This window comes from Streptomyces ureilyticus (genome assembly GCF_011045025.1).
In the GTDB taxonomy this organism is placed as follows: Bacteria; Actinomycetota; Actinomycetes; order Streptomycetales; family Streptomycetaceae; genus Streptomyces; species Streptomyces ureilyticus.
The window spans coordinates 18,981-41,395 of the sequence record NZ_JAAKZX010000074.1; the positions used below are offsets into that span (position 1 = coordinate 18,981).

17 protein-coding genes and 2 pseudogenes are annotated in these 22,415 nt (G+C 69.8%); 8 read left to right on the plus strand and 11 right to left on the minus strand.

The window, feature by feature from the left end:
- Nucleotides 1-399 precede the first annotated feature (399 nt).
- Entirely contained in the window at nucleotides 400-1,443 is a 1,044-nt protein-coding gene (locus G6048_RS22980; RefSeq protein WP_165341481.1) for a helix-turn-helix transcriptional regulator, read from the plus strand.
- Here the strand turns inward: G6048_RS22980 and G6048_RS22985 are convergent.
- Nucleotides 1,397-2,376 (minus strand): annotated as a pseudogene (locus tag G6048_RS22985) (helix-turn-helix transcriptional regulator). The gene G6048_RS22980 and the pseudogene G6048_RS22985 overlap by 47 nt on opposite strands.
- 22 nt (nucleotides 2,377-2,398) lie before the next feature.
- Nucleotides 2,399-3,382, minus strand: coding sequence for a helix-turn-helix transcriptional regulator (locus tag G6048_RS22990; protein ID WP_165341482.1), 984 nt, complete (start codon nucleotides 3,380-3,382; stop codon nucleotides 2,399-2,401).
- 342 nt (nucleotides 3,383-3,724) lie between these two features.
- Between G6048_RS22990 and G6048_RS22995 the strand changes: the two genes are divergently transcribed.
- From G6048_RS22995 to G6048_RS23010, 4 genes are all read left to right on the plus strand, one after another.
- On the plus strand, nucleotides 3,725-4,060 hold the full coding sequence (locus G6048_RS22995; RefSeq protein ID WP_033322108.1) for a Rieske (2Fe-2S) protein: 336 nt from the start codon (nucleotides 3,725-3,727) through the stop codon (nucleotides 4,058-4,060).
- A gap of 312 nt (nucleotides 4,061-4,372) precedes the next feature.
- Nucleotides 4,373-6,985: an ATP-dependent chaperone ClpB gene (gene clpB, locus G6048_RS23000; RefSeq protein ID WP_165341483.1), complete on the plus strand. Its 2,613-nt coding sequence runs from the start codon at nucleotides 4,373-4,375 to the stop codon at nucleotides 6,983-6,985.
- A gap of 141 nt (nucleotides 6,986-7,126) precedes the next feature.
- A complete protein-coding gene (locus G6048_RS23005; RefSeq protein WP_165341484.1) occupies nucleotides 7,127-7,663 on the plus strand; it encodes a YbjN domain-containing protein in 537 nt (178 codons plus the stop codon).
- Nucleotides 7,664-7,868: 205 nt separating this feature from the next.
- Nucleotides 7,869-8,177: a hypothetical protein gene (locus G6048_RS23010; protein WP_206342018.1), complete on the plus strand. Its 309-nt coding sequence runs from the start codon at nucleotides 7,869-7,871 to the stop codon at nucleotides 8,175-8,177.
- Nucleotides 8,178-8,225: 48 nt separating this feature from the next.
- Here G6048_RS23010 and G6048_RS23015 read toward each other — a convergent pair whose 3' ends face one another.
- The gene (locus G6048_RS23015; protein WP_165341485.1) at nucleotides 8,226-9,416 is read right to left on the minus strand and encodes a pyridoxal phosphate-dependent aminotransferase; all 1,191 of its coding nucleotides are present in this window, start codon (nucleotides 9,414-9,416) and stop codon (nucleotides 8,226-8,228) included.
- An 828-nt stretch (nucleotides 9,417-10,244) separates the two neighbouring features.
- Between G6048_RS23015 and G6048_RS23025 the strand changes: the two genes are divergently transcribed.
- From G6048_RS23025 to G6048_RS23035, 3 genes are all read left to right on the plus strand, one after another.
- Nucleotides 10,245-10,763, plus strand: a complete 519-nt coding sequence (locus tag G6048_RS23025; protein ID WP_165341487.1) for a DUF2617 family protein — start codon at nucleotides 10,245-10,247, stop codon at nucleotides 10,761-10,763.
- 158 nt (nucleotides 10,764-10,921) lie between these two features.
- Nucleotides 10,922-12,526, plus strand: a complete 1,605-nt coding sequence (locus G6048_RS23030; RefSeq protein ID WP_165341488.1) for a polyamine aminopropyltransferase — start codon at nucleotides 10,922-10,924, stop codon at nucleotides 12,524-12,526.
- 57 nt (nucleotides 12,527-12,583) lie between these two features.
- Nucleotides 12,584-13,507 carry an SRPBCC domain-containing protein gene (locus tag G6048_RS23035; RefSeq protein ID WP_165341489.1) on the plus strand — a complete coding sequence of 308 codons (924 nt, stop codon included), beginning with the start codon at nucleotides 12,584-12,586 and terminating at the stop codon, nucleotides 13,505-13,507.
- Between the two features lie 314 nt (nucleotides 13,508-13,821).
- On the opposite strand, the gene G6048_RS23040 is transcribed toward G6048_RS23035, so the two are convergent.
- The 8 genes and pseudogenes from G6048_RS23040 to G6048_RS23070 all read right to left on the minus strand — a co-directional run.
- Nucleotides 13,822-15,318, minus strand: a complete 1,497-nt coding sequence (locus tag G6048_RS23040) for an MFS transporter (protein WP_165341490.1) — start codon at nucleotides 15,316-15,318, stop codon at nucleotides 13,822-13,824.
- Between the two features lie 102 nt (nucleotides 15,319-15,420).
- Nucleotides 15,421-16,443, minus strand: coding sequence for a class II fructose-bisphosphate aldolase (gene fbaA / locus G6048_RS23045; protein ID WP_165341491.1), 1,023 nt, complete (start codon nucleotides 16,441-16,443; stop codon nucleotides 15,421-15,423).
- Between the two features lie 240 nt (nucleotides 16,444-16,683).
- Nucleotides 16,684-17,232, minus strand: coding sequence for an orotate phosphoribosyltransferase (gene pyrE / locus G6048_RS23050; protein WP_165341492.1), 549 nt, complete (start codon nucleotides 17,230-17,232; stop codon nucleotides 16,684-16,686).
- A 46-nt stretch (nucleotides 17,233-17,278) separates the two neighbouring features.
- Nucleotides 17,279-18,067: an aldose epimerase family protein gene (locus G6048_RS23055; RefSeq protein WP_165341493.1), complete on the minus strand. Its 789-nt coding sequence runs from the start codon at nucleotides 18,065-18,067 to the stop codon at nucleotides 17,279-17,281.
- Nucleotides 18,068-18,337: 270 nt separating this feature from the next.
- Nucleotides 18,338-18,757: a DUF3151 domain-containing protein gene (locus G6048_RS23060; protein ID WP_165341494.1), complete on the minus strand. Its 420-nt coding sequence runs from the start codon at nucleotides 18,755-18,757 to the stop codon at nucleotides 18,338-18,340.
- Complete coding sequence (locus G6048_RS49745; RefSeq protein WP_235990210.1) at nucleotides 18,723-20,012, minus strand: acyltransferase family protein; 1,290 nt, start codon at nucleotides 20,010-20,012, stop codon at nucleotides 18,723-18,725. The genes G6048_RS23060 and G6048_RS49745 overlap by 35 nt, the downstream gene beginning before the upstream one ends.
- A 6-nt stretch (nucleotides 20,013-20,018) precedes the next feature.
- Nucleotides 20,019-22,037 (minus strand): annotated as a pseudogene (locus tag G6048_RS49750) (bifunctional polysaccharide deacetylase/glycosyltransferase family 2 protein); the annotation flags it as partial.
- Between the two features lie 194 nt (nucleotides 22,038-22,231).
- Nucleotides 22,232-22,415 (minus strand): hypothetical protein (locus G6048_RS23070; protein ID WP_206342019.1); only part of this gene is annotated, 184 nt, incomplete at its 5' end.

A 22,415-nucleotide genomic window follows, 5' to 3' on the forward strand; every position in this document is an offset into this window, starting at 1 on the left:
CCGACGGCTCGGTCGTTGGCCAACGCGTATGCGTCAAATGTGTCCGCCGTGACGTGGCGGCGGATGTGGCAGGTGACGCGGCGATCACTCGGGGATTTCGGGCAGTTCACACGGGACTTTCGTGTTCCGTTCGTGCTCGCGCGGTCCGTCCGGTCGAACAGAGGTATTCGGCCAAAGTGTGGCCCGGAGGCTCGGCACCGCTCGTAAGCGTGTCCACCATGCACCGAACGTGGGTGCTGCCGCTGCCGTCATGTTGTTGCAATGAAGCATACGGAGGTGCGGACAATCCATAAGGAACTGGGGCATTGAGGTCCGCGGATGAGGTCGAGTCGTGTTGCGGAGGCGGGGACGGCCGCGCATAGTTGCGCTCCGAAGAGGCTGGAACCGGGGGTTGGGGAGATGGCCGGGCACGGGACGCAGGCGCATCCGCACGGTGCTGACCGTCTGTGCGACGCGGGGGACCGGGTGTACTCGCGAGCGGTGCGGCGCGGCCGGGTGTCCCGTGAGGATGCCGAGACAGTGCCCTGTCTGGTCGAGTTGGCGCTGTTGCATCCCGACCCCGACGACATGCGGTACCTGGTGCCGACCTCGCCGCAGGAAGTCATGACGCGGCTGCTGCGGGAGATGCACGAGGACGTCGTCGCGGCACAGGCGCGCATGGGTGCGACGGTGTCCGCCTTCGAGTGGTACGCGTCCCTGGGCGGCGACGCGCGGTCGCCCGCCGAAGGTGTGGCGATCCGGGTGCTCGACGGACTGCCTCGGATCCGTGCCGCCATGGATGCGGCGACCGAGGCATGCACGTCCGAGGTGCTGGCCGTCCAGCCCGGCGGCATCCGCCGCGAGGACGAACTCTCCGAAGGGCTGCACCGGGCGCTCGCGCTCCGCCGGCGGGGCGTACGGATGCGCGACCTGTACACGCACGTCGCCCGGCATGGGCAAGGCCTGCTCAACTACATGGAGTTGATGGGCGACGCGGCCGAGGCCCGCACCCTCGACGAAGTCCCCGAGCGGCTCATCGTCTTCGACCGGGCGGTCGCTCTGATCCCCGCAAGCCCCGACCGTACGATCGCGCTGGAGCTGCGGCACCCCGCGTTGGTCGACTACCTGGTCACCGTCTTCGAACGGCTCTGGCGCCTCGCGATCCCCCTCACCGCGCCCCTCCCGGACACGGGCATCGAGGGCATCACCCACCGCGAACGGGCCATCGCGGCGCTGCTGGCGGAGGGCCACCAGGACGCGGTGGTCGCGGAGCGACTGGGCATCAGTGTCCGTACGTGCCGGGCCCACATCGCGCGGTTGTCGGAGACGCTGGGGGCCGCCAGCCGTACGCAGTTGGGGGTCCGCATCGCCCAGGCGGGCCTCGACGGTCCGCCGCACTCCCCGGACCTTCAGCCTCTCACCGCTCCCGGTCCGGCTGCTCCAGAATCCCCGACTGGCCGATGAGGTAGCCGAGTTGGGCTCGGCTTTCGCTGCCGAGGGTTTCGGCGAGTTTGGCGATGTGGACGCGGGTGGTGCGGACGTTCATGCCGAGGCGTTCGGCGATCGCTGTGTCGGTGTGGCCTTCGATGAGGAGGCTTGCGATGGCGTGCTGGCGGGAGGTGATGCCGTTCAGGGTGGGCTGTCGGGCGGCCTTGGGGTACATGGGTATGGCCAGGCGCGAAAGGCGTTCGAAGGTCGTGACGAAGAAGGTGATCAGAGCCGGGTTGCGGACTTCCAGTGCGAGCGTGCGGTCCTTGTTCGCCGGGATGAACGCCACGGTGTGGTCGATGATGAGCAGTCGCTGGGTGACTTCGTCGAGTGTGCGCGCTTCGACGTCGCCCTTGATCAGTTCGTAGCGGGCGATCACTGGGGGGAGTGCCGGACGCTGTGCTGATAGATGGTGCGGATTCGGGCACCCCGGTCCAGCAGTGCCTGGTCACGGTCCAGGACTGCCAGCGTGTTGGAGGGCCGGCCGGTGTGGGGCTGGATGGCGAGGACTTCCTCGTGCCCGTCGGCCATGGCCTGCGTGATGGCCTGGTTGATCCGCTCCGTGCCACTGAGGGTGCTGATCGTCGGGGTGTCCGGTGCTGCCGTATCACGGCCGTCGATCCGCATGTGCGGCGCGAATGCCTCGGCTAGGAGTGCCTCGCGCTGTCGCTGCCGTGCGATGTCCTCGGCGGTGGTGTGCAGGAGCCGGGGGAGGGGTATGGCGGGGGCGACGGGACGTAACCAGCGGATGTCTTCGAGGTCCGGCTGAAGCAGGCAGGAATCGGTCAGGCAGGGGAAGGGATCCGCATCCTGATGGGGAACTCCGCCCTCGCGCAATGCTCGGGCGTACAGCTCCAGACCTGCCTCGCATGGCTCGTCCGCTCTGTGCCCGTGCGGCTCGGTGGTCACTTGTGGCTCTCCTCCTCGGCGTTCAGTGATCCTCGTCCAGGATCCCCGACTGCGCGATGAGAAAGCCGAGTTGCGCCCGGCTGCCGCTGCCGAGAGCGGAGGCCAGTTTGGCGATGTGGGCGCGGCAGGTGCGTACGTTCATGCCCAGGCGGCGGGCTATGGCCTCATCGACGTAGCCCTCGATGAGGAGTTTGGCTATGGAGCGCTGGACGCCGGTGATGCCGTTGGGATCGACGTCGTTCGGGACATCGTCGGTCAGCGGGACCGCACGTTGCCATAGCTGCTCGAAGACCTTGCTGAGGTACACCACGAGTCCGGGGTGACGGAGTTCCAGAGCCACTCGCCGGTCGTCGCTGGCAGGGATGAAGGCGACGGTGCGATCGAAGATGATCAGGCGCTCGATGAGTTCTTCCAGCGTGCGAACCTGTATCTTTCCGTCGGATATGCGCTCTATGTAGGCAAGTGTGCTCTGGCTGTGCCGGGCTGTGTGCTGATACAGCGTGCGCATCCGGACCCCGCGGTCGGTAAGTGGCCTGTCGCGCTCCAGGGCCTGCATCAGGGTGTCGGCATGCCGGCCCCCGCCGGGCTGGATGGTCAGCATCTCGGTACGGCACTCGGCGGTGGCGTAGTTGAGCGCCGTGTTGATCCGGTCGAACCCTTCCAGCACAGTGATGGCGTGGATGCTGGCCTGGCTCTGGGTGCTGATCGCGATGAACTGATCGAAGGCGTCGGTCAGTTCGATCGAATGCCGTCTCCGCTCCTGGATCTCGCGCTCCAGTGGATGCAGCCGCTGGGCGAGCGCGATGGCCGGAGACACTGGGCGCAGCCAATTCGCGTCGTCCGGATCAGGATGGAGCAGCGCGAACTCCAGCAGGCACGGAGCGGGTTCCACCTCGCCGCGGGTGATCTTTCCGGAGCGCAGTGCGCTGGCGTAAAGCCGCGTTCCTTCGTCGCACAACTCAGTCACAGCATGGGGATGTGTCGGTTTTGAGTTGTTTGGCGCCATTTCTCCACCCCCCAGGGTCCTGAACGTGCAGGAACATGATGCATCGCTCCTGTGGCATTGACGTGCCTGAATGAGCCATCGTCTTTTGAGACGGGGGAGAGGATTCGATCAAGTGAGGACGAAGCCGACTATGCGCGCGAGATTGCTTGGTTCAGTACTTGCCGCCGTCTTCTCCGTTGCAGTGGCCGTTGGCGCTCTTGGGGGTTCGGGTCTGCCCGCAGGAGAGCAAGGGCCGCCAGTCCCGCCCGACAGTGGTTGGGACTCCGTCCAGGCGGCAGGTCCGGTTGATCCGTCTGTTCCGGTCGATAGCGGCTGGGACTCTACTCCGGTGGGCGCGGACGCATGACCACTCCACCGGACGACCGCTCCTTCCGCCGGGAAATGGCCACGGCCTACCGCTCCGGCTGGCACTTCATCGACCTGGTCACCGCCATCCCCCACAGCGGCGACTCGCTGATGGTGACCGTCTTCGGAGAGCCGGTCGTCGTCACCCGGGACGAGGATGACGACGTGCGGGCGTACCGGTGTCTGCGGCGCCCGCGTGGAGCGCCGCAACCGGTGCGGTGTGCCATTCGGTACGGAATGATCTTTGTGAACCTCGACCAGCGTGACCACGAGCTGGTCGAGCCGGAAGCCCCGGACGTACGAACCATCTCAGCCACCCCCCGCAGCGCCTGACGCGATTCCCCCGTCGTAGTAGATCGCTCAGGTGCTTCCCCCCGCAGCGGCGTCACCGTGACCTGAACACGGTGACGCCGCTGTCGTTTGTGCGGAATCTCCGGGTATGGGGGTGTTCTGGGCGGTGTCAAGTGCGGCTGGATTCCGTCGATTTCCGACTGCATGTGCAGCGGCCTTCTTGACCGGCCTCCCTCGCCTCCTTGAGTGGAATAGACTCAACTTTGTGTACGTTGCTGAAGTCAGCGTTGCAACGATGACCGACGATTGCTGACCACTGCTGACGACGGCTGACGCAAGGAGGAGACAGCGGACGTGGACGCCGAGCTGACCAACAGGAGCCGGGACGCGATCAACGCGGCCAGCAATCGGGCCGTGTCCGAGGGCCACCCGGATCTCACCCCCGCGCACTTGCTGCTGGCGCTGCTCGAGGGGCAGGAGAACGAGAACATCACCGACCTGCTGGCCGCGGTGGAGGCGGACCAGGCGGCCGTACGGAACGGCGCCGAGCGCGTGCTGAGCGCGCTGCCCAGCGTGACCGGCTCGACCGTCGCCCCGCCGCAGCCCAACCGCGAGCTGCTCGCCGTGATCGCCGACGCCACGGAGCGGGCCAAGGAGCTGGGCGACGAGTACCTCTCCACGGAGCACCTGTTGATCGGCATCGCCGCGAAGGGCGGCCAGACCGGGGACGTACTCTCCCAGCAGGGCGCCAGTGCGAAGAAGCTGCTGGAGGCCTTCCAGAAAGCGAGGGGAGGGCGCCGCGTGACCACACCGGATCCCGAGGGCCAGTACAAGGCACTCGAGAAGTTCGGGACCGACTTCACGGCCGCCGCGCGTGAGGGCAAGCTCGACCCCGTCATCGGGCGGGACCAGGAGATCCGGCGCGTCGTGCAGGTGCTGTCGCGGCGTACGAAGAACAACCCCGTTCTCATCGGCGAGCCCGGCGTAGGCAAGACCGCCGTCGTCGAAGGGCTGGCCCAGCGCATCGTCAAGGGCGATGTGCCGGAGTCGCTGCGGGACAAGCGGCTGGTCGCGCTGGACCTGGGCGCGATGGTGGCGGGCGCCAAGTACCGCGGTGAGTTCGAGGAGCGGCTGAAGACCGTGCTCGCGGAGATCAAGGACTCCGACGGGCAGATCATCACGTTCATCGACGAGCTGCACACCGTCGTGGGTGCGGGCGCCGGCGGGGACTCCGCCATGGACGCGGGCAACATGCTCAAGCCCATGCTCGCCCGCGGTGAGCTGCGCATGGTCGGCGCCACGACCCTCGACGAGTACCGCGAGCGCATCGAGAAGGATGCGGCGCTGGAGCGGCGCTTCCAGCAGGTGCTGGTCGCCGAGCCGACCGTCGAGGACTCGATCGCGATTCTGCGTGGGCTCAAGGGGCGGTACGAGGCCCATCACAAGGTGGTGATCGCGGACAGCGCGCTGGTCGCCGCGGCCACGCTCTCCGACCGGTACATCACCTCCCGGTTCCTGCCCGACAAGGCCATCGACCTCGTCGACGAGGCCGCCTCCCGGCTTCGTATGGAGATCGACTCGTCCCCCGTCGAGATCGACGAACTCCAGCGCGCCGTCGACCGGTTGCGGATGGAGGAGCTCGCCCTCAGCAAGGAGACCGACCCCGCCTCCCGCGAACGCCTGGAGAAGCTGCGCCGCGACCTCGCCGACAAGGAGGAGGAACTGCGCGGCCTCACCGCCCGCTGGGAGAAGGAGAAGCAGTCCCTGAACCGGGTCGGTGAGCTGAAGGAGAAGCTCGACGAACTGCGCGGGCAGGCCGAACGCGCCCAGCGCGACGGTGACTTCGACACCGCGTCCAAGCTGCTGTACGGCGAGATCCCCGCCGTGGAACGGGACTTGGAGGCCGCCTCCGAGGAAGAGGAGGAGGCGTCCAAGTCGGGGTCCAAGTCCGACACGATGGTGAAGGAGGAGGTCGGCGCGGACGACATCGCGGACGTCGTCGCCGCCTGGACCGGTATCCCCGCCGGGCGGCTCATGGAGGGCGAGACGCAGAAACTGCTGCGTATGGAGGAGGAGTTGGGGCGCCGGCTGATCGGCCAGACCGAGGCCGTACGGACCGTCTCGGACGCCGTACGCCGCACGCGCGCGGGTATCGCGGACCCCGACCGCCCCACCGGCTCCTTCCTCTTCCTCGGCCCGACGGGTGTCGGCAAGACCGAACTGGCTAAGGCGCTCGCGGACTTCCTCTTCGACGACGAGCGGGCGATGGTCCGGATCGACATGTCGGAGTACAGCGAGAAGCACAGCGTGGCACGGCTGGTCGGCGCCCCGCCCGGCTATGTCGGCTACGAGGAGGGCGGCCAGCTGACGGAGGCGGTGCGCCGTCGCCCGTACAGCGTCGTACTGCTCGACGAGGTCGAGAAGGCGCACGCGGAGGTCTTCGACATCCTGCTCCAGGTGCTGGACGACGGACGCCTCACGGACGGACAGGGCCGCACGGTCGACTTCCGGAACACGATCCTGATCCTCACCTCGAACCTGGGCAGCCAGTTCCTGGTCGACCCGACCATCACCGAGGCGGAGAAGAAGGAGCAGGTCCTCGAGGTGGTCCGCGCCTCCTTCAAGCCGGAGTTCCTGAACCGCCTCGACGACCTCGTCGTCTTCTCGGCCCTGACGAAGCCCGAACTGGAACGCATCGCCAGGCTCCAGATCGACCGCCTCACCAAGCGCCTCGCCGAACGCCGCCTCACCCTCGAGGTCACCGACGCGGCCCTGATCTGGCTCGCGGACGAGGGCATGGACCCGGCTTACGGCGCCCGCCCCCTCCGCCGCCTCGTCCAGACCACCATCGGCGACCGCCTCGCCAAGGAGATCCTCGCGGGCGAGGTCAAGGACGGCGACACGGTACGGGTGGACTCGTTCGGGGAGGGCCTGATCGTGGGGCCGGCCACGGGCAAGACGCTGTAGTACGCAGGGCTCATTCGGCCACATTCGGGGGCCCTTCGGCTGGGCCGGTTGCCGGTCATGGGGCAAGAGAGAGAGGGTGGCTGTGTACGTCTGGTCTCAGCTATGGCCGGACGAGCCAGACGAGCACAGGAGTGTCCAAGTATGTCCATCGACCCGTCCTCGATTCCGAACTTCGGGGGCCAGCCCGAGCCAGAGCCGCAGAGCGGCGGACCAGCGGGCCCCGTCGTCCCGGATCAGGACCTCGTGAAGCAGCTCCTGGACCAGATGGAGCTGAAGTACGTCGTCGACGACGAGGGTGACCTCGCGGCGCCGTGGGAGCAGTTCCGTACGTACTTCATGTTCCGTGGCGAGGGAGACCAGCAGGTCTTCTCGGTGCGGACGTTCTACGACCGCCCGCACAAGATCGACGAGAAGCCCCAGCTCCTCGAGTCGATCGATGACTGGAACCGGCGCACGCTGTGGCCCAAGGTCTACAGCCACACGCACGACGACGGCACCGTCCGCCTCATCGGTGAGGCGCAGATGCTGATCGGTACCGGTGTCAGCCTGGAGCACTTCGTGTCCTCGACGGTCAGCTGGGTGCGGGCCGCCATCGAGTTCGACAAGTGGCTCGTCGAGCAGCTCGGCCTCGAGCAGGAAGTCAACGACGCCGAGAAGCCCGACGACGACGCGGAGTAGCGTCCGCGTTTGTGCAGGGGCCTCGGCCCCGTACGCGTACGAGAGCCCGGTCAGGGGCGCGACCAGCAGGATCGCGCGCCTTGGCCGGGCTCTTCGCTGTTGCCTCGGCCGGCTGACCGGCAGCTACTGCCTGAGTATCCCGGGTGCAGCGACTGAGTATGTTGCCCGGTATCCCCGGATCCCGGGTGGCTGGTGCACTGTCGTCATGACCACGGACAGCACACGCACGCGCCCCCTCCGGAACGTCACCGCCACGGTCACCGCTACTGGTTCGGCCCTCTCGGTGGTGCTGGTCCCGTTGGTGGTCGGGGCCTTGGTGGCGCGGACGGTCGGAGGCGACCCGATGGTGTCGGTCAACGCCCTGATCGCGGGCGGTGGGCAGCGGGCCAGGTTGTCCCGGAGCCAGTTGCGCGGCTACCGCTGCCGGACGCTCGCGGCGGCGCGGGTTGCGCCGGGTCGGTCGGCCCGGTGGTCGAGCAGGAGGACCGGCGGGGAAACCTCCATCGGGTCATGAGCACAGGCCCGTGTGGCCGGCACCCTTTGCGGGTACGCCTGCCGGCTGTTACGCGGTCGGCGTCTTGAGCCGGGAGGCCGCCTCTTCCAGTACCGTCGTCCGCTTGCAGAAGGCGAATCGTACGAAGGGTGCGCCCTGTTCGCGGTGGTCGTAGAAGACGGCGTTGGGGATCGCCACCACCCCGCAGCGCTCCGGCAGCGCGCGGCAGAAGGCGAAGCCGTCGCTCTCGCCGAGGGGCCGGATGTCAGTGGTGATGAAGTACGTTCCGGCCGGGCGGAAGACCTTGAAACCCGCCTGCTCCAGTCCGCCCGCGAGCAGGTCCCGCTTGGCGCGCATGTCCGCACGGAACTCCTCGAAGTACGTTTCGGGCAGGCGCAGGGCCTCGGCCACGGCGTACTGGAAGGGCCCGGAAGCGACGTACGTCAGGAACTGCTTGGCCGAGCGGACGGCCGAGACGAGTTCCCGGGGCGCCGTCACCCAGCCCACCTTCCACCCGGTGAACGAGAAGCTCTTCCCGGCCGACCCGATGGTGACCGTGCGGTCGCGCATGCCCGGCAGGGTCGCGAGCGGGATGTGTTCGGCGTCGTCGAAGACCAGGTGTTCGTAGACCTCGTCGGTGACCACGAGGAGGTCGCGTTCCACGGCGAGTGCCGCGATCGCGGTGAGTTCCTCGCGGGTGAGGACCGTGCCGGTGGGGTTGTGCGGGGTGTTGATCAGCAGGAGGCGGGTGCGGTCGGTGACCGCGTCGCGCAGCTCGTCCAGGTCCAGTCGGAACGAGCTCTCGTGCGGGCGCAGTGTCACAGGGACGCGGGTGCCGCCCGCCATCGCGATGCAGGCCGCGTACGAGTCGTAGTACGGCTCGAGCGCGATCACCTCGTCGCCGGGCTCCAGCAGGGCGAGCAGCGCGGCCGCGATCGCCTCCGTCGCGCCCGCCGTGACGAGGACCTCGGTGTCGGGGTCGTACGTGAGCCCGTACCGGCGCTCCTGATGTGCGGCGATCGCCGTGCGCAGCTCGGGGATGCCGGGGCCCGGCGGGTACTGGTTGCCGCGGCCGTCGCGCAGCGCCCGTACGGCCGCCTCGCGGATCTCCTCGGGGCCGTCGGTGTCGGGAAAGCCCTGGCCGAGGTTGATGGAGCCGGTGCTCAGGGCCAGGGCGGACATCTCGGCGAAGATCGTCGTCCCGAACTCGGCGAGACGGCGGTTCAGGAGCGGGCGCGCGGTGGAGGTCATGGCGGCCATCCTGCGCGCAACCTCTGGAGTTGCTCAACTCCGGCTTGAGCTCTGATGGCCGGGGGCATCCCCCTCTCACGCAAGAAGGAAGCCGGAAAGAAGCAAGCGGGAACAGCAAGGAAGCAGACCGAAACACAAGTGAGAAGCAACGCCCATGGGGGTCGCTTCGGGGGAACGAAAGGAGGGTGACGCCATGAGCTTCGGCATCATCCTGGCGTTGATCGCTGCAGTGGTCGTCATCGCTGTTCTGATCGTCGCGAATAGGGACAGCAGGAGGTCGCGCTCGCGTGCGCACAGCGGTTCCAGGCGCGGCGGCAGCTGGTGGACCTCGGGCGGCGGCGGTTACCACGGGGGTTCGTCGTGCAGCGGCGGCTCGTCCTGCGGAGGCGGGTCGTCCTGCGGGGGCGGCGGGGGAGGATGCGGCGGCGGAGGCAGCTGACACGGGGCAGCTGGTCCGCGGGGGAACCGCATCCGGGCCGTCCGGCACCATGAGGCGTCCGCCGAAGTGTGACATTCAGCGCCAAAGTGTCACACTTTCCGGCGGACGCCTCGCTGTGTGTACATGTCCCGCCGGGCGCTTGGCAGTTGGAGTGCGCGGCGCACTCGGGAGCCGGGGGCGCACTACCCAGTTGAACTGGTGAGCTGTAGAGCCCTCGTATGGATGGAAATCGCACGAAGGTGGGTAAAACTGCTTTGGCAGAAGCGCTTTTCATGATTCCCTGCTAATCCGACGCAGCCCCCGACACATCCTTCTGAGCAGGCAGACCGGGCGATTCCCCGGCGCCGGCCGGGGTGCGACGGACCCACTCACCCTTTGCGTGCCAGCGGAGCCGACCCATGCTCACGAATCTCAACACCGCCTATACCGACACGCGCGCGGCCGACCTCGCCTGGGCCCTGGGACGCGAGCCGCTCCCCGCGCTCGCGACCCTCGACCTCGAACTGTCCGGCGCGAAGCTCCAGTTGAGACTCCTCGGCGCCTCGCACCAGGTCCTCCTGGAAGAGCAGAACGGCGCCTGTTCGGAGACCGTCGCCTGCATCCCCGGCAGCAGCACTCCCCTGCCACTGGGCGTCGCCAAACGCGTAGGCGAGTGGGAGTACGAGTTCGCGGCTCGAGTAGAAACGTTGTCACGCGGCTCCTTCGCGGGCCGCGCCCAGGAACTCCTGGCCCTGGTCTCCGACCACCCCCACGGCCTGGCAGGAGTCTTCCCCGGCAACCCCCACGCCTTCACAGCCCTACTGGCCCAACACCACGAGGGCCAGGTCCACTGGAGGACTTGGCATGCGTATCCCCAGGACGGCCAACTGGTGGCGACAAGGACGAGAGTTGGGGTAAGGGTGGCGGCTCCGGCCTGAAGGCAGGGTCGGGGAGGTGCGCCCGTTCAGGGGCGCGGGGCTGTGTCAATCTGCGGCTCCGCCAGCCCACAACTACCCGCGGCCGCAAACGAAACAGGCGGAAACTCCACACGTGTGAGTGACCCAGCGCGCCGCAGACGTGACGTACCGTGACCGGGGTGATCGACCCGCACCCCCCGGCTCCGCCCGGTGCACCGCCCCTGGACGGCGGCCTGGGCGGCCGACCGCGGCTGCCGGTCAAAGCAGCCACAGGCCGCGCCCTGGTGCTAGCTGGTGTCTTCGTCTGCGCAGCCTGCGGACTCGTCTACGAACTGGAACTCGTAGCCCTCGCCTCCTACTTGATGGGCGACTCCGTCACCCAGGCCTCCGTCGTCCTCTCGGTCATGGTCTTCGCGATGGGCATCGGCTCACTCGTCGCCAAACGCCTGCGCCACCACGCCGCAGCCGGCTTCGGCGCGATCGAGGCGCTGCTCGCGCTGGTCGGCGGCTGCAGCGCGATGGCCCTGTACGCCGCCTTCGCCTGGACCGGCCACTGGGGCGGGGCGTGGGAGGGCGGCTCCCGTCATCTGCTCGTCGTCTTCTCACTGGTGATCGGACTGCTCATCGGCGCCGAAGTGCCCCTGCTGATGGAGCTGATCCAGCGGATCAGACGGCAGGACGCGGGCGGCGCGGTCGCGGACCTGTTCGCCGCGGACTACGTGGGCGCGCTGGTCGGCGGACTCGCCTTCCCCTTCCTGCTCCTGCCCCTGCTCGGCCAGTTGACGGGTGCGCTGATCACCGGAGCCGTCAACGCGATCGCGGGCGGCGCACTCGTACTCGGCCTGTTCCGGCAGGATCTGACCCGCCGCGGACGCCGGCTGCTCGTCGTCGCCAACCTCGTCGTCCTCGGGCTGCTCGGCTCCGCCGCCGTCCACGTCGACGACTTCGAACGGGCCGCGCGGCAGGCGGTGTACGGCCACGACGTCCGGGTGGCGCTGCACACGGACGTACAGGAGATCGTCCTCACGGGCGGCTCCGACGGGCGTTCGCTCAGCCTGTTCCTCGACGGGCGGCTACGGGTCAGCGGGCGCGACGAACGGCGCTATCACGAGGCGTTGGTGCACCCGGCGATGGAAAGCGGCCCGCACGCGCGCGTGCTCGTCCTCGGCGGCGGGGACGGGCTCGCCGTACGCGAAGTGCTGCGGCACACGGGCGTACGGCGGGTCGATGTGGCCGAACTCGACGCGGCCGTCGTGCGGTTGGCACGCACCGACCCGGCGCTGTCCGCGCTGAACGAGGACGCGTTCGGGGATCCGCGGGTGCGTGTCCTGCACGCGGACGCGTTCGTGTGGCTGCGGGAGACCTCGGACACGTACGACGTGGTGATCTCGGATCTGCCGGATCCCGGGATCACGGCCAGTACGAAGCTGTACTCGCAGGAGTTCTACGGGCTCGCGCGGCGGGTCCTCGCGGAGCGCGGGCGGCTCGTCGTGCACGCGGGGCCTGTGGCGTCCCGGCCGCGGGTGTTCTGGACGGTGGACGCGACGCTGCGGGCGGCGGGGCTGCGGACCGTGCCGTACCGGGTGGGCGGCCGGGACTCTGGGTTCGCGGCCGGGCCCGACCGTACGAGCGGACCGGCGGGGGCGCCGCGCGACTGGGGCTTCGTCCTCGCGTCCCGTACGGCACCGGTGCTGTCCCTGCCCGGGGCGGCGCGGGCGGCGGAACGTACCCGGGTGCCGGGCCTGCCCGCGTCGACGCTGGTGCATCCGCGGTACGCGGGCTGAACCGAATGCGCTGATACATGGGTGCGGAACGGGCCATGCTGGGTAGGCTCGGCCGACATGGAGCATGAGGTGTTCGTTCCGGTTCCCGTCGAACGTCTCCGGGAAGCGCTCGCCGATCCCGCGCGGGTGGCCCGGGCGGTGCCCGGGCTTCAGCAGGACGCGGGAACGGAGCCCGTCTCCGGACGCCTGAAGGTACGCGTCGGCAGTCACAGCATCACCTACCGCGGAACGCTCCGGGTCGCCGGACAGGACGACGGTTCGTACGCCGTCGAAGGCGACGCCGCCGAAGCCCGCGGGAGCGGCTCGGTGAAACTCGCCCTCACGTTGTCGCTCCGCTCGGCTGAGGGGGGCTCGGTGCTGGCCTTCGGGGGGACGGCTTCGGGGGACGGGCGGGTTACTGAGCTGGCGTCGGATGCGGTGGCTTCGGCGGGTGCGCGGTTGCTGAGCCGGTTCGCGGAGAACTTGGCGGAGGCCTCTGGCGGTTCGGCGGAGGCTTTTGGTGAGGCTTCTGCTGAGCCGGAGGCAGTTGGTGAGGCCGAGGGTGCTGGTGAGGCGGAGGCGGTGTCCGACTCTGCCGGTCCGGACGCGGCCGCCGAGCCGAGTTCCGGCTCCGACTCGGCGATCGCGCCGCCCGAAGGCGCCCGGGACGGCGAGGCCGTGGCTGCCGAGGAACCCTCCGTCTACGAGACGGAGGTTCCGCCGCCCTCGCTCGCTCCGTTCGCCGAGGACGACTTCGAGGGCGGGTTCGAGGAGGAGGACGAGGACGGGGAGCCTCCGGCCGAGGCCGCGCATGCTCGGCGGACGATGATCGGGCGGAGCGCGGAGGAGGTCGATCACGCGCCGCCGCGTGGGCGGTATGCGCCGGTGCCGGCGCCCGAGGCCGTGTCCGGCAGCGCGGCCTTGCGCTGGGCCGCGCCGGCTGCCGCGATCGTCGTGGCCTCGGCCATCGTGGTGGGGCGCCTGCTTCGCCGGCGACGCTAGCCGCTCCGCGGGGCTCGCTGGGTACTCGGTTCACCCGGGCGTCGGGGTGGGCGTCCCGGCGGCTTCTTTCCCCAGCCCCGCCCCTTCCCGAAACTGGGGGCTGCGCCCCCAGGCCCTCCATAGGGGTGGGATGACCGGTCATGTCTCGGCCGCGGGCCCGTAGTGGCTGGTCGCGCAGTTCCCCGCGCCCGCGCGGCGGAGCCGCAAACCGATGCAGCCCCGCGCGCCTAGAGGGGCGCTGGTTGCGCCCGCGCGGTGGAGCCGCAAACCGATGCAGCCCTGCGGCCCCTTACGGGACGCACCACGCACGCCCCTCACGTGCCGGACTTGCCGGAACCCCTCTCCAGCGGCGGAGCCGTAACGCTCCCGTGGGTCTTGCACTCGGGCCGTCGGCAATCCGGCGCCGGTCGCCGCACCGCCGTGAAGGCGACAATCCCGCCCACCAGCACGACCGCGGCGCACAACGGCATCGCCCGCGTGAACGCATCGTCGAATGCGGCAGGCGAGCGATACGCCTCCGCCCCCATCCCCGCGGCCAGCGGCAACGCCGCGACCGCTATCAGGCCCGCCGCGCGGGCCGCCGCGTTGTTGATGCCGCTGGCCAGGCCCGCGCGGGAGGCGTCAACCGAGGCCAGTACCGTCGCCGTCAGTGGTGCGACCAGGGTGACCATGCCGAGGCCCAGCACCAGCAGCGCGGGCAGGACGTCCATGACGTACGACGCGTCCGTGCCCACCCGCAGCATCAGCAGCATCCCCGCCGCGCACAGCAGCGGGCCCACCGTGAGCGGAATGCGCGGGCCGATGCGACGGCCCAGGTCCCCGGCGCGGGCCGACAGGAGCAGCATCAGGACGGTGATGGGCAGCAGTGCCGTACCGGCGCCGAGCGCCGAGTAGCCGGAGACGACCTGCAACTGGAGCGCTGCGAGGAAGAAGAAACCGCCGAAGGCCGCGTACACACACAGGGTCACCAGATTGACCGCCGTGAACTGGCGGGACGCGAAGATGTCGAGCGGCATCATCGGATCGTCCCGCTTCCGCTCGACGTACACGAAGGCGATGCCCGCCACGACCCCCGCGGCAGCCGTCCCGGTGACGATCAGCGTGCCGCTGGCGGCCTCGATCAGGGCGTACGTCACCAGGGCGAGGGCGAGCGCGCCGAGGGCCGCGCCGAGTACGTCGAATCCGCGCGCGTGCTTCCGCCCGTCCTTCGACTCCGGTACGTGGCGCAGGGCGATCGGCGCACACAGCAGCGCGAGGGGGACGTTGAGCAGGAACACCCAGCGCCAGCCGGGGCCGTCCACCAGCCAGCCGCCGACGAAGGGGCCGACCGCGGCGCCGACGCCGCCGAACCCCGACCACAGCCCCACGGCCTTGCCCCGGTCGTCGGGGTGGAAGGAGGCCTGGATGAGGGAGAGCGAGCCGGGGGTGAGCAGCGCGCCGCCGATGCCCTGAAGGGCGCGGGCCGCGACGAGCGCGGGGGCGTTCGGCGCGATGCCGCACAGCAGCGACGCCACCGCGAACCAGATCACGCCGATGACGAAGATCTTCCGGCGCCCGAAGCGGTCGCCGAGGGCGCCGCCGAGGAGGATCAGGCCCGCGAGGGTGACCGTGTACGCGTTGACGGTCCACTGGAGGGCGGCGAGATCGGCGTCGAGGTCGCGGCCGATGCGCGGCAGCGCGACGTTCACGACCGTCGAGTCCAGCAACGCCATGCTCGAACCGAGCACCGTGGTCAGCAGGATCCATCTCCCCGCGGGGGTGCCGATCCTGACGCCTGTGTCCTGCTGGTTCTCCTCGGGAGGGGCAGCCATAACCGGAGCATACGGAACGGTCCGGCACCCCACAGGGTCCCGGACCGTCCGAAAAGTACGCCCTACTTGATCAACGGGCGCCTTACTTGGTCGACGCGCGCTTTACTTGATCTTCGTGCCGGTCGACCGGAGGTTCTGGCAGGCCTCCAGGACACGCGCGGCCATGGACGCCTCGGCGGCCTTGCCCCACGTCCGCGGGTCGTACAGCTTCTTGGAGCCGACCTCGCCGTCGACCTTCAGGACGCCGTCGTAGTTCTTGAACATGTGGTCGACGACGGGACGCGTGAAGGCGTACTGCGTATCCGTGTCGATGTTCATCTTGACGACGCCGTTCTCCAGCGCGGTCGCGATCTCCTGCGCCGTGGAACCGGAGCCGCCGTGGAAGACGAAGTCGAACGGGGCGGCCTTGCCGTACTTGGCGCCGACGCCCTCGTTCAGCTCCTTGAGCAGCTCGGGGCGGAGCACGACGTTGCCCGGCTTGTACACGCCGTGCACATTGCCGAACGACGCGGCCAGCAAGTAGCGGCCCTTCTCGCCCAGGCCGAGCGCCTCGGCCGTACGGATCGCGTCGTCGACCGTCGTGTACAGCGAGTCGTTGATCTCGTGCGAGACGCCGTCCTCCTCGCCGCCCGTCGGGGTGATCTCCACCTCGAGGATGATCTTCGCGGCGCGGGCGCGCTCCAGGAGCTCCTGGCCGATCGTGAGGTTGTCGGCGAGGGTCTCCGCCGAGCCGTCCCACATGTGGGACTGGAACAGCGGGTTCTCGCCGCGCGCCACGCGCTCCTCGGAGACGGCCAGCAGCGGGCGTACGTACCCGTCGAGCTTGTCCTTCGGGCAGTGGTCCGTGTGCAGGGCGACCGTGATGTCGTACTTCTTGGCGACGATGTGCGCGAACTCGGCCAGCGCGACCGCGCCGGTGACCATGTCCTTGCTGTGCTGGCCGCCCAGGAACTCCGCACCACCGGTGGACATCTGGATGATGCCGTCGCTCTCGGCCTCCGCGAAGCCGCGCAGCGCAGCGTGCAGGGTCTGCGACGAGGTCACGTTGATGGCCGGGTAGGCGAACTTGCCTGCCTTTGCCCGGTCGAGCATCTCGTTGTAGACCTCGGGGGTTGCGATGGCCATTGTCCGCTCCTTGTATGTGCGGGTGGGGTTCTGCTTTACAGCCCTGACCTAGGGGGCGACGTCATCGTCGTCCCCATCTTTCCAGAATTGGCCGGATGATCCAGCCACGCCGCCCGAGCCTGTGGACAACTCCCGTACCGGGCCGCGGGCCCCTGTGGACAACTCCCCGTGAGCGCCTCTCAGTTCAGTCCGGACCCGTCAGTCTGGACCCGTCAGTCCAGGCCCATCAGTCCGGACCCGTCAGTCCAGGCCCAGTTCGTCCTTCGAGTACGCGAAGAGGTAGGGCACCCCGGCGCCGTCCTGGATCTTCTCGGCGGCGCCCGTGGCCCGGTCGACGATCGTCGCTACGGCGACCACCTCGGCCCCGGCCTCCCGTACCGCCTCGACGGCGGTCAGCGGGGAGCCGCCGGTGGTGGAGGTGTCCTCGACGACCAGCACCCGGCGGCCCTTGATGTCCGGTCCCTCGACGCGGCGTTGCAGGCCGTGCGCCTTGGCGGCCTTGCGGACGACGAACGCGTCGAGCCGCCGCCCGCGCGCGGCGGCCGCGTGCAGCATCGACGCGGCCACCGGGTCGGCGCCCATGGTGAGCCCGCCCACGGCGTCGTATTCGAGCCCGTCCGTCAGGTCGAGGAGGACCTGGCCGACGAGCGGGGCGGCCTCGCCGTCGAGGGTGACGCGGCGCAGGTCCACGTAGTAGTCGGCCTCCAGACCCGAGGAGAGGGTCACCTTGCCGTGCACCACGGCCTTGTCCTTGATCTGCTGCAGCAGCGTGCCGCGTACGTCCGTCATGCTCGCCAGCTTAGAGCCGCCCGCCACCAGGTCCAGATGCCCTGGCTCAGAGCCGTCGCCAGGACCACGTGGTCGTGGCTTCCAGGGGCTCGATCGGGGTGACCAGCCGGGGCAGGGTGTTGAGCCCGTTGGGCGGACCGGTCTGCGGCTCCACGCACACGGCCGCCTCCTGCTCGTCGTACACGACGACCCACTCCTCGCGGCTGGCCACCTTGAGCTCCAGCTGTCCCGGCCAGGTCAGGGTCACGTCGACGCCGCCGGGCATCCCGAAGCAGTCGTCCCACGGCCCCGGTTTCGGGTCGAGCCGCCGCCCCGTGGGCAGATGGTCGTCGCCACGCTCCTCCTGCCAGGCGGCCGAGAAGTCGATGCGTACGTCGTCACCGCCGAGGTTCCGGTTGAACCACGGGTGCCAGCCGATCTGCGCCGGAAAGGAGTCGTCGTACGTCTCCACGGACATGGTCAGCGTCAGCGCGTCCTCGGCCAGCGAGAAGACCTGCGTGACGCGGCCCGCGTACGGCCAGGGTTCGACGAGGTCGTACGTGATGACGGCCTCGTTCGCGCTCGTACGCGCCGTCCGCCAGGCTCCGTCGCGGGTGGTGCCGTGGATGGCGTGCGGCGGGGAGTTGAGGGGCAGTTGATGCACGGTGGCCCCGTTGAGGAACCGCCCGTCCCTCAGGCGCCCACACCAGGGCACCATCGGAAAGCTCCCGAACTTCCCACCCTGGCGCAGCAGTTCAAGCCCGCCGACCCGCAGCCCACCGACCCGCCCGCCGTTCCCCGGCCGCACGGTCACCTCCGCGTCGCCCGCGGTCAGCGTGATGTCTTCGTTATGCACGGCATGACCCTACTGGTCGGACGATCTGCGGGCGCGGGCGAGGGGGCGCCCCGTAAGGGGCGCGGGCCTGTGTCACTTTGCGGCTCCGCCGCGTGGGCGCGACCAGCCATTACGGGCCCGCGGCCGAGACGCAACCTGTCCCCCACCCCCTTATGGGGGGCCTGGGGGCGCAGCCCTCCCACGCGGCGGAGCCGCACATTGATACAGCCGGGAAGGGGCGGGGCTGGGGAAAGAAGCCCCCGCGACACCCACCCCGACGCCGGGTAACTGTTACCGCTTGAGCGCCGCGTAGGCCTCGGCGCTGCTGTCCTGCAGAAACTGCCAGCACCGTTCCGCCTCGTCCTTCTCGCCGACCGAGTCGGCCGCGCGAGCGAGCGCAGCAAGGCACCGCAGGAAGCCGCGGTTCGCGCGATGGTCCCAGGGAATGGGCCCATGCCCCTTCCACCCGGACCGGCGCAGCTGGTCGAGCCCGCGGTGGTAACCGGTGCGTGCGTACGCGTACGACTCCACCACGCGCCCCGCCTCAAAGGCGTCGTCGGCGAGCATGGCCCAGGCCAGCGAGAACGTGGGGTGCTTCGCCGCGACCTCGGCCGGTGCGAGGGACTCCTCGCCCAGCATGCGGTACGCGTCTTCGTTCTCCGGCAGGTGCGTGGGGTCAGGGCCGCCGAGCAGGTTCTTGTGAGTCGTCATGCGAGCAGTCTGCCACTTTGCGGTCAGGCGTTCGGGCACTCGACGATCCGCCGGATGACGAGGGCCCGGAGGCGGCGATCGAGGCCTTGTTCGGCGGCTCCGGTGGTTTCGTGGGCCACGGGTGCGGCCGCTTCCGGGAAGCGAGATCCTCGGCCCAGCCGACCGTCAGGATCGCCGCGGCGAGCAGCGGCCAGACCAGGAGGAACAGCAACCAGTCCGAACCCAGCGGCAGATGCTGCTCCAGGAACGGCACCTGCCACATCCGGTCGGTCAGCGCCACGGCGAGGATCAGCGCGACCTCGTGCCACAGGTAGATCGTGACGGCACGGGCGTTGAAGAGCCGGACCAGTTTGTCGAGCCACGGCCATCGGGGCAGGGAGCGTGGCCTGAACCGCATGAGGAGGAGCACGAAGCCCAGCGACCACAGGGCCTGGCCGAGCGGGATCGAGCCCAGGTCGTAGCCCTGGTCCGTGGGGTGCGTGAACGTGAACCAGCCGCCGGCCGCCAGCAGCAGCGCCGAGCCCGCGCAGACGGTACGGGCCCGCAGCGCGTCCAGCGAACCGTTCTGGTGGGCGAAGCCGAGCAGCCAGCAGGCGCCGAAGACACCGAAGTCGGTGAGGGCCGAGCCGACCAGGACCGGCAGCTCCACCAGTTCGTACTGACTGATCGCGGCCAGCGCCAGAAAGCCCCCGAGGAGCGGGAGCGGGGCGCGCCGCCAGGCCCACAGCAGGACGGGGGAGAGGAGCACGAACCAGAGGTAGGCCCGTACGTACCAGAGCGGCCCGGTCAGCTGCTCGCCCCACTCGCTGCCCGGCGGATCGCCCAGCGGTACCACCCACAGCAGCAGCCGCGGCAGCTCTACGGGGCTCCAGCCGCGCGCCAGCATCCAGCAGACCGCGACGGCGGCGAACACCCAGAACGGGATGAGCAGGCGCCGCATCCTGCCGCGGATCACGGACAGCGCGGGCCTGCTGAGTGAGCGCGCCATCAGCGAGCCCGCCAGCGCGAACATCACCCCGAGCGAGGGGAAGACGAGCGTCAGCCAGGCCCAGCCGAAGGTGTGGTAGGTGACGACGCGGATCAGGGCGAAGGAGCGGAGGAGGTCGAGGTAGCGGTCGCGTCCGGCGGGGCGGGCCGGAGGTGTGGACGGTGCCGTGTCCGCGGTCCGCTGGCCCGGGATGCTGCCGAGCGAGGCCGCCGAGCCGAGCGAAGTCGCCGACGCCGACGCCGGCCCGTCGTCGTCGCCCTTCGCCATGACGCGTGCGCCGACCTCCCCCGTCCTGCGCAGCTTCTGCCAGCGCAGCCGGCCGCCGCTGATCGCGGTGAGGCAGGCCTGGATGAGTACGAGGTACATCAACTGCCGGTAGACCAGCTGCTGGAAGGGGAGCGCCCACAGTTCCCGCAGCCGTTCGCCGTCGAGGCGGAAGGCGTACGCGGCGCAGGCGGCCTGGATGCCGAGCACCGTGCACCAGGCCAGGGCCGTACCCGCCGGGTCCATGAAGAAGAAGCCGTAGAGGGCGAAGAGGTCGATGAGCGGGGCGAGCAGTGGGGCCAGCACCATGAAGACGGTGACCAGCGGCAGCCCGACCCGGCCGAAACGCCCGGAGTGCCCGCTGTCGCGCAGTGCGCCGCGGTGCTTCCACATCGCCTGCATGGTGCCGTACGACCACCGGTAGCGCTGGCGCCACAGCTCGCCGAGCGAACCCGGGGCCTCGGTGTGCGCGAGCGCCTTCTCCTCGTACACCACCTGCCAGCCCGCCCGGTGCAGGGCCATGGTGATGTCGGTGTCCTCGGCGAGCGTGTCGTCGCTCATCCGCCCGGCCTCCTCGAGCGCCACGCGGCGGAACCCGCCGATGGCGCCCGGGATGGTGGGCATGCAGCGCAGCAGGTCGTACATGCGGCGGTCGAGGTTGAAGCCCATCACGTACTCGATGTGCTGCCAGCGGCCGATCATGGTGGTGCGGTTGCCGACCTTGGCGTTGCCCGCGACCGCGCCGACGGCCGGATCGGCGAAGGGCTGCACCAGCTGCCGTACGGTGTCCGCTTCGAAGACCGTGTCGCCGTCCATCATCACGATCAGGTCGTGACGGGCGTGCGCGATCCCGGTGTTGAGGGCGGTGGCCTTGCCGCTGTTGAGCTGGGTGAGGACCGTGACGTTCGGCAGGTCGAGGGCGGCGGCGATCTCGGGGGTGCCGTCCGTCGAACCGTCGTCGACCACGATGATCTCGATGGGATGGTCGCTGGCGGCGAGGGAGCGCACGGTGTCGGCGATGCACTCGCTCTCGTTGTACGCGGGGATGATCACGCTCACCGGTTCGGTGACCGCCTTGCCGTCTCCCCAGGTGAAGTCCGCTCTGCGGCGGGCCCGGGCGTGGCGCCGGGCGAGGACGAGCATCGCCAGGAACCGGCCCAGCACCAGGACACCGACGACGGCGAGCAGACCGGCCATCGCGGGCAGCGCCCACTCGGAGAGGACCACCGCGGCCACGAAGGCGCGCCCCTGCCACAGCTCGGTGCCGGACGCGGGCTGGTTCAGCGGGCCGGACCCGGCGGCGTCGGCGACTGTGGTGAACCGGTAGCCGCGCGCCTTGAGTTGAGGGATCAGCCGGTCCAGGGCCTGGACGGTCTGGGAGCGGTCGCCGCCCGAGTCGTGCAGCAGGACGATCGCCCCGTCGTCGCCCTTGGGCACGGCCGCGTCGACGATCTTGTCGGCCCCCGGCCGCTTCCAGTCCTCGGTGTCCCGGTCGATGAATGCGACGAGATAGCCCTGCTCGCCGAGCCGCTCGACCACCGGCCAGGAGGCGTTGTCGAGAGCGTCGTTCTTCGAGGAGTACGGCGGCCGGAACAGCGAACTGTGGATCCCGGCCGCACCCGCCAGCGCGAGCTGCCCCTGGGCCATCTCGCGGTCGATGCCCGCCGCGTCCTTGTACGCGAGGTCGGGGTGCCCGAACGTGTGCAGCCCGATCTCGTGCCCGCCCTCCACCATCTCCTCGACCAGGCCCGGATGCCGCGACGTCTGGGTGCCCGTGACGAAGAACGTGCCCGGCACCCGGTGCTCACGCAGCACGTCGAGGACCTTCGGGGTCCAGGTCGGGTCCGGGCCGTCGTCGAAGGTCAGCACGATGGTGCGGTCGGGTGTGGTGTGGGCGTGGGGCTGTTCGCCGGTGGCGTCGACGATCGGCCCGCCGTTGAGGACGCTCCGCGGTACGTCACCGTCCGCGACCAGCGGGTGGGTGCGGTGGTCGGCGGCGTAGTCCCCTCGTACGTAACCGCCGAGCATGAGGACGCAGGCCAGCGCCAGCAGGACGAGGGACGGGACGACGATGTGCGGTCGTGGCCGCCGCCGGGATGTCGGGGACGTCGGCGAGGTAGGGGATGTCGGGGAGTTCGGCGAGGTCGGGGACGTCCGGGAGATCTCTGGTGGTGTCGAACGCGGTGCTGTCGGCGTCGACCGGCGGCCGGCGAGCGGACGGGTCACCCAAGGACCCCGCCCAGAAGACCCCCCACCGTGTCGGTGACCGGGTCGACGACGTCGTCGACCACGTCGCCGAGGCTGCCTCCGTTGCCGGAGCCGCCTCCGCCGGTGCTGCCTCCACCTCCGCCGCTGCCGCCGGAGTCGGAGGGGGAGGACGGTTCGGTGGTCGGGTCGGTGGGGGCG

Bases quoted from the DNA above. Each gene is read 5' to 3' on its own strand.
- G6048_RS23005 (WP_165341484.1), top strand. From the start codon at position 7,127: ATGTCCATCGACCCGTCCTCGATTCCGAACTTCGGGGGCCAGCCCGAG.
- G6048_RS23025 (WP_165341487.1), top strand. From the start codon at position 10,245: ATGCTCACGAATCTCAACACCGCCTATACCGACACGCGCGCGGCCGAC.
- G6048_RS22990 (WP_165341482.1), bottom strand. From the start codon at position 3,382: ATGGCGCCAAACAACTCAAAACCGACACATCCCCATGCTGTGACTGAG.
- G6048_RS23010 (WP_206342018.1), top strand. From the start codon at position 7,869: ATGACCACGGACAGCACACGCACGCGCCCCCTCCGGAACGTCACCGCC.
- G6048_RS23040 (WP_165341490.1), bottom strand. From the start codon at position 15,318: ATGGCTGCCCCTCCCGAGGAGAACCAGCAGGACACAGGCGTCAGGATC.
- G6048_RS49745 (WP_235990210.1), bottom strand. From the start codon at position 20,012: ATGGCGAAGGGCGACGACGACGGGCCGGCGTCGGCGTCGGCGACTTCG.
- G6048_RS22995 (WP_033322108.1), top strand. From the start codon at position 3,725: ATGACCACTCCACCGGACGACCGCTCCTTCCGCCGGGAAATGGCCACG.
- G6048_RS22980 (WP_165341481.1), top strand. From the start codon at position 400: ATGGCCGGGCACGGGACGCAGGCGCATCCGCACGGTGCTGACCGTCTG.
- G6048_RS23060 (WP_165341494.1), bottom strand. From the start codon at position 18,757: ATGACGACTCACAAGAACCTGCTCGGCGGCCCTGACCCCACGCACCTG.
- pyrE (WP_165341492.1), bottom strand. From the start codon at position 17,232: ATGACGGACGTACGCGGCACGCTGCTGCAGCAGATCAAGGACAAGGCC.
- fbaA (WP_165341491.1), bottom strand. From the start codon at position 16,443: ATGGCCATCGCAACCCCCGAGGTCTACAACGAGATGCTCGACCGGGCA.
- G6048_RS23035 (WP_165341489.1), top strand. From the start codon at position 12,584: ATGGAGCATGAGGTGTTCGTTCCGGTTCCCGTCGAACGTCTCCGGGAA.
- G6048_RS23015 (WP_165341485.1), bottom strand. From the start codon at position 9,416: ATGGCCGCCATGACCTCCACCGCGCGCCCGCTCCTGAACCGCCGTCTC.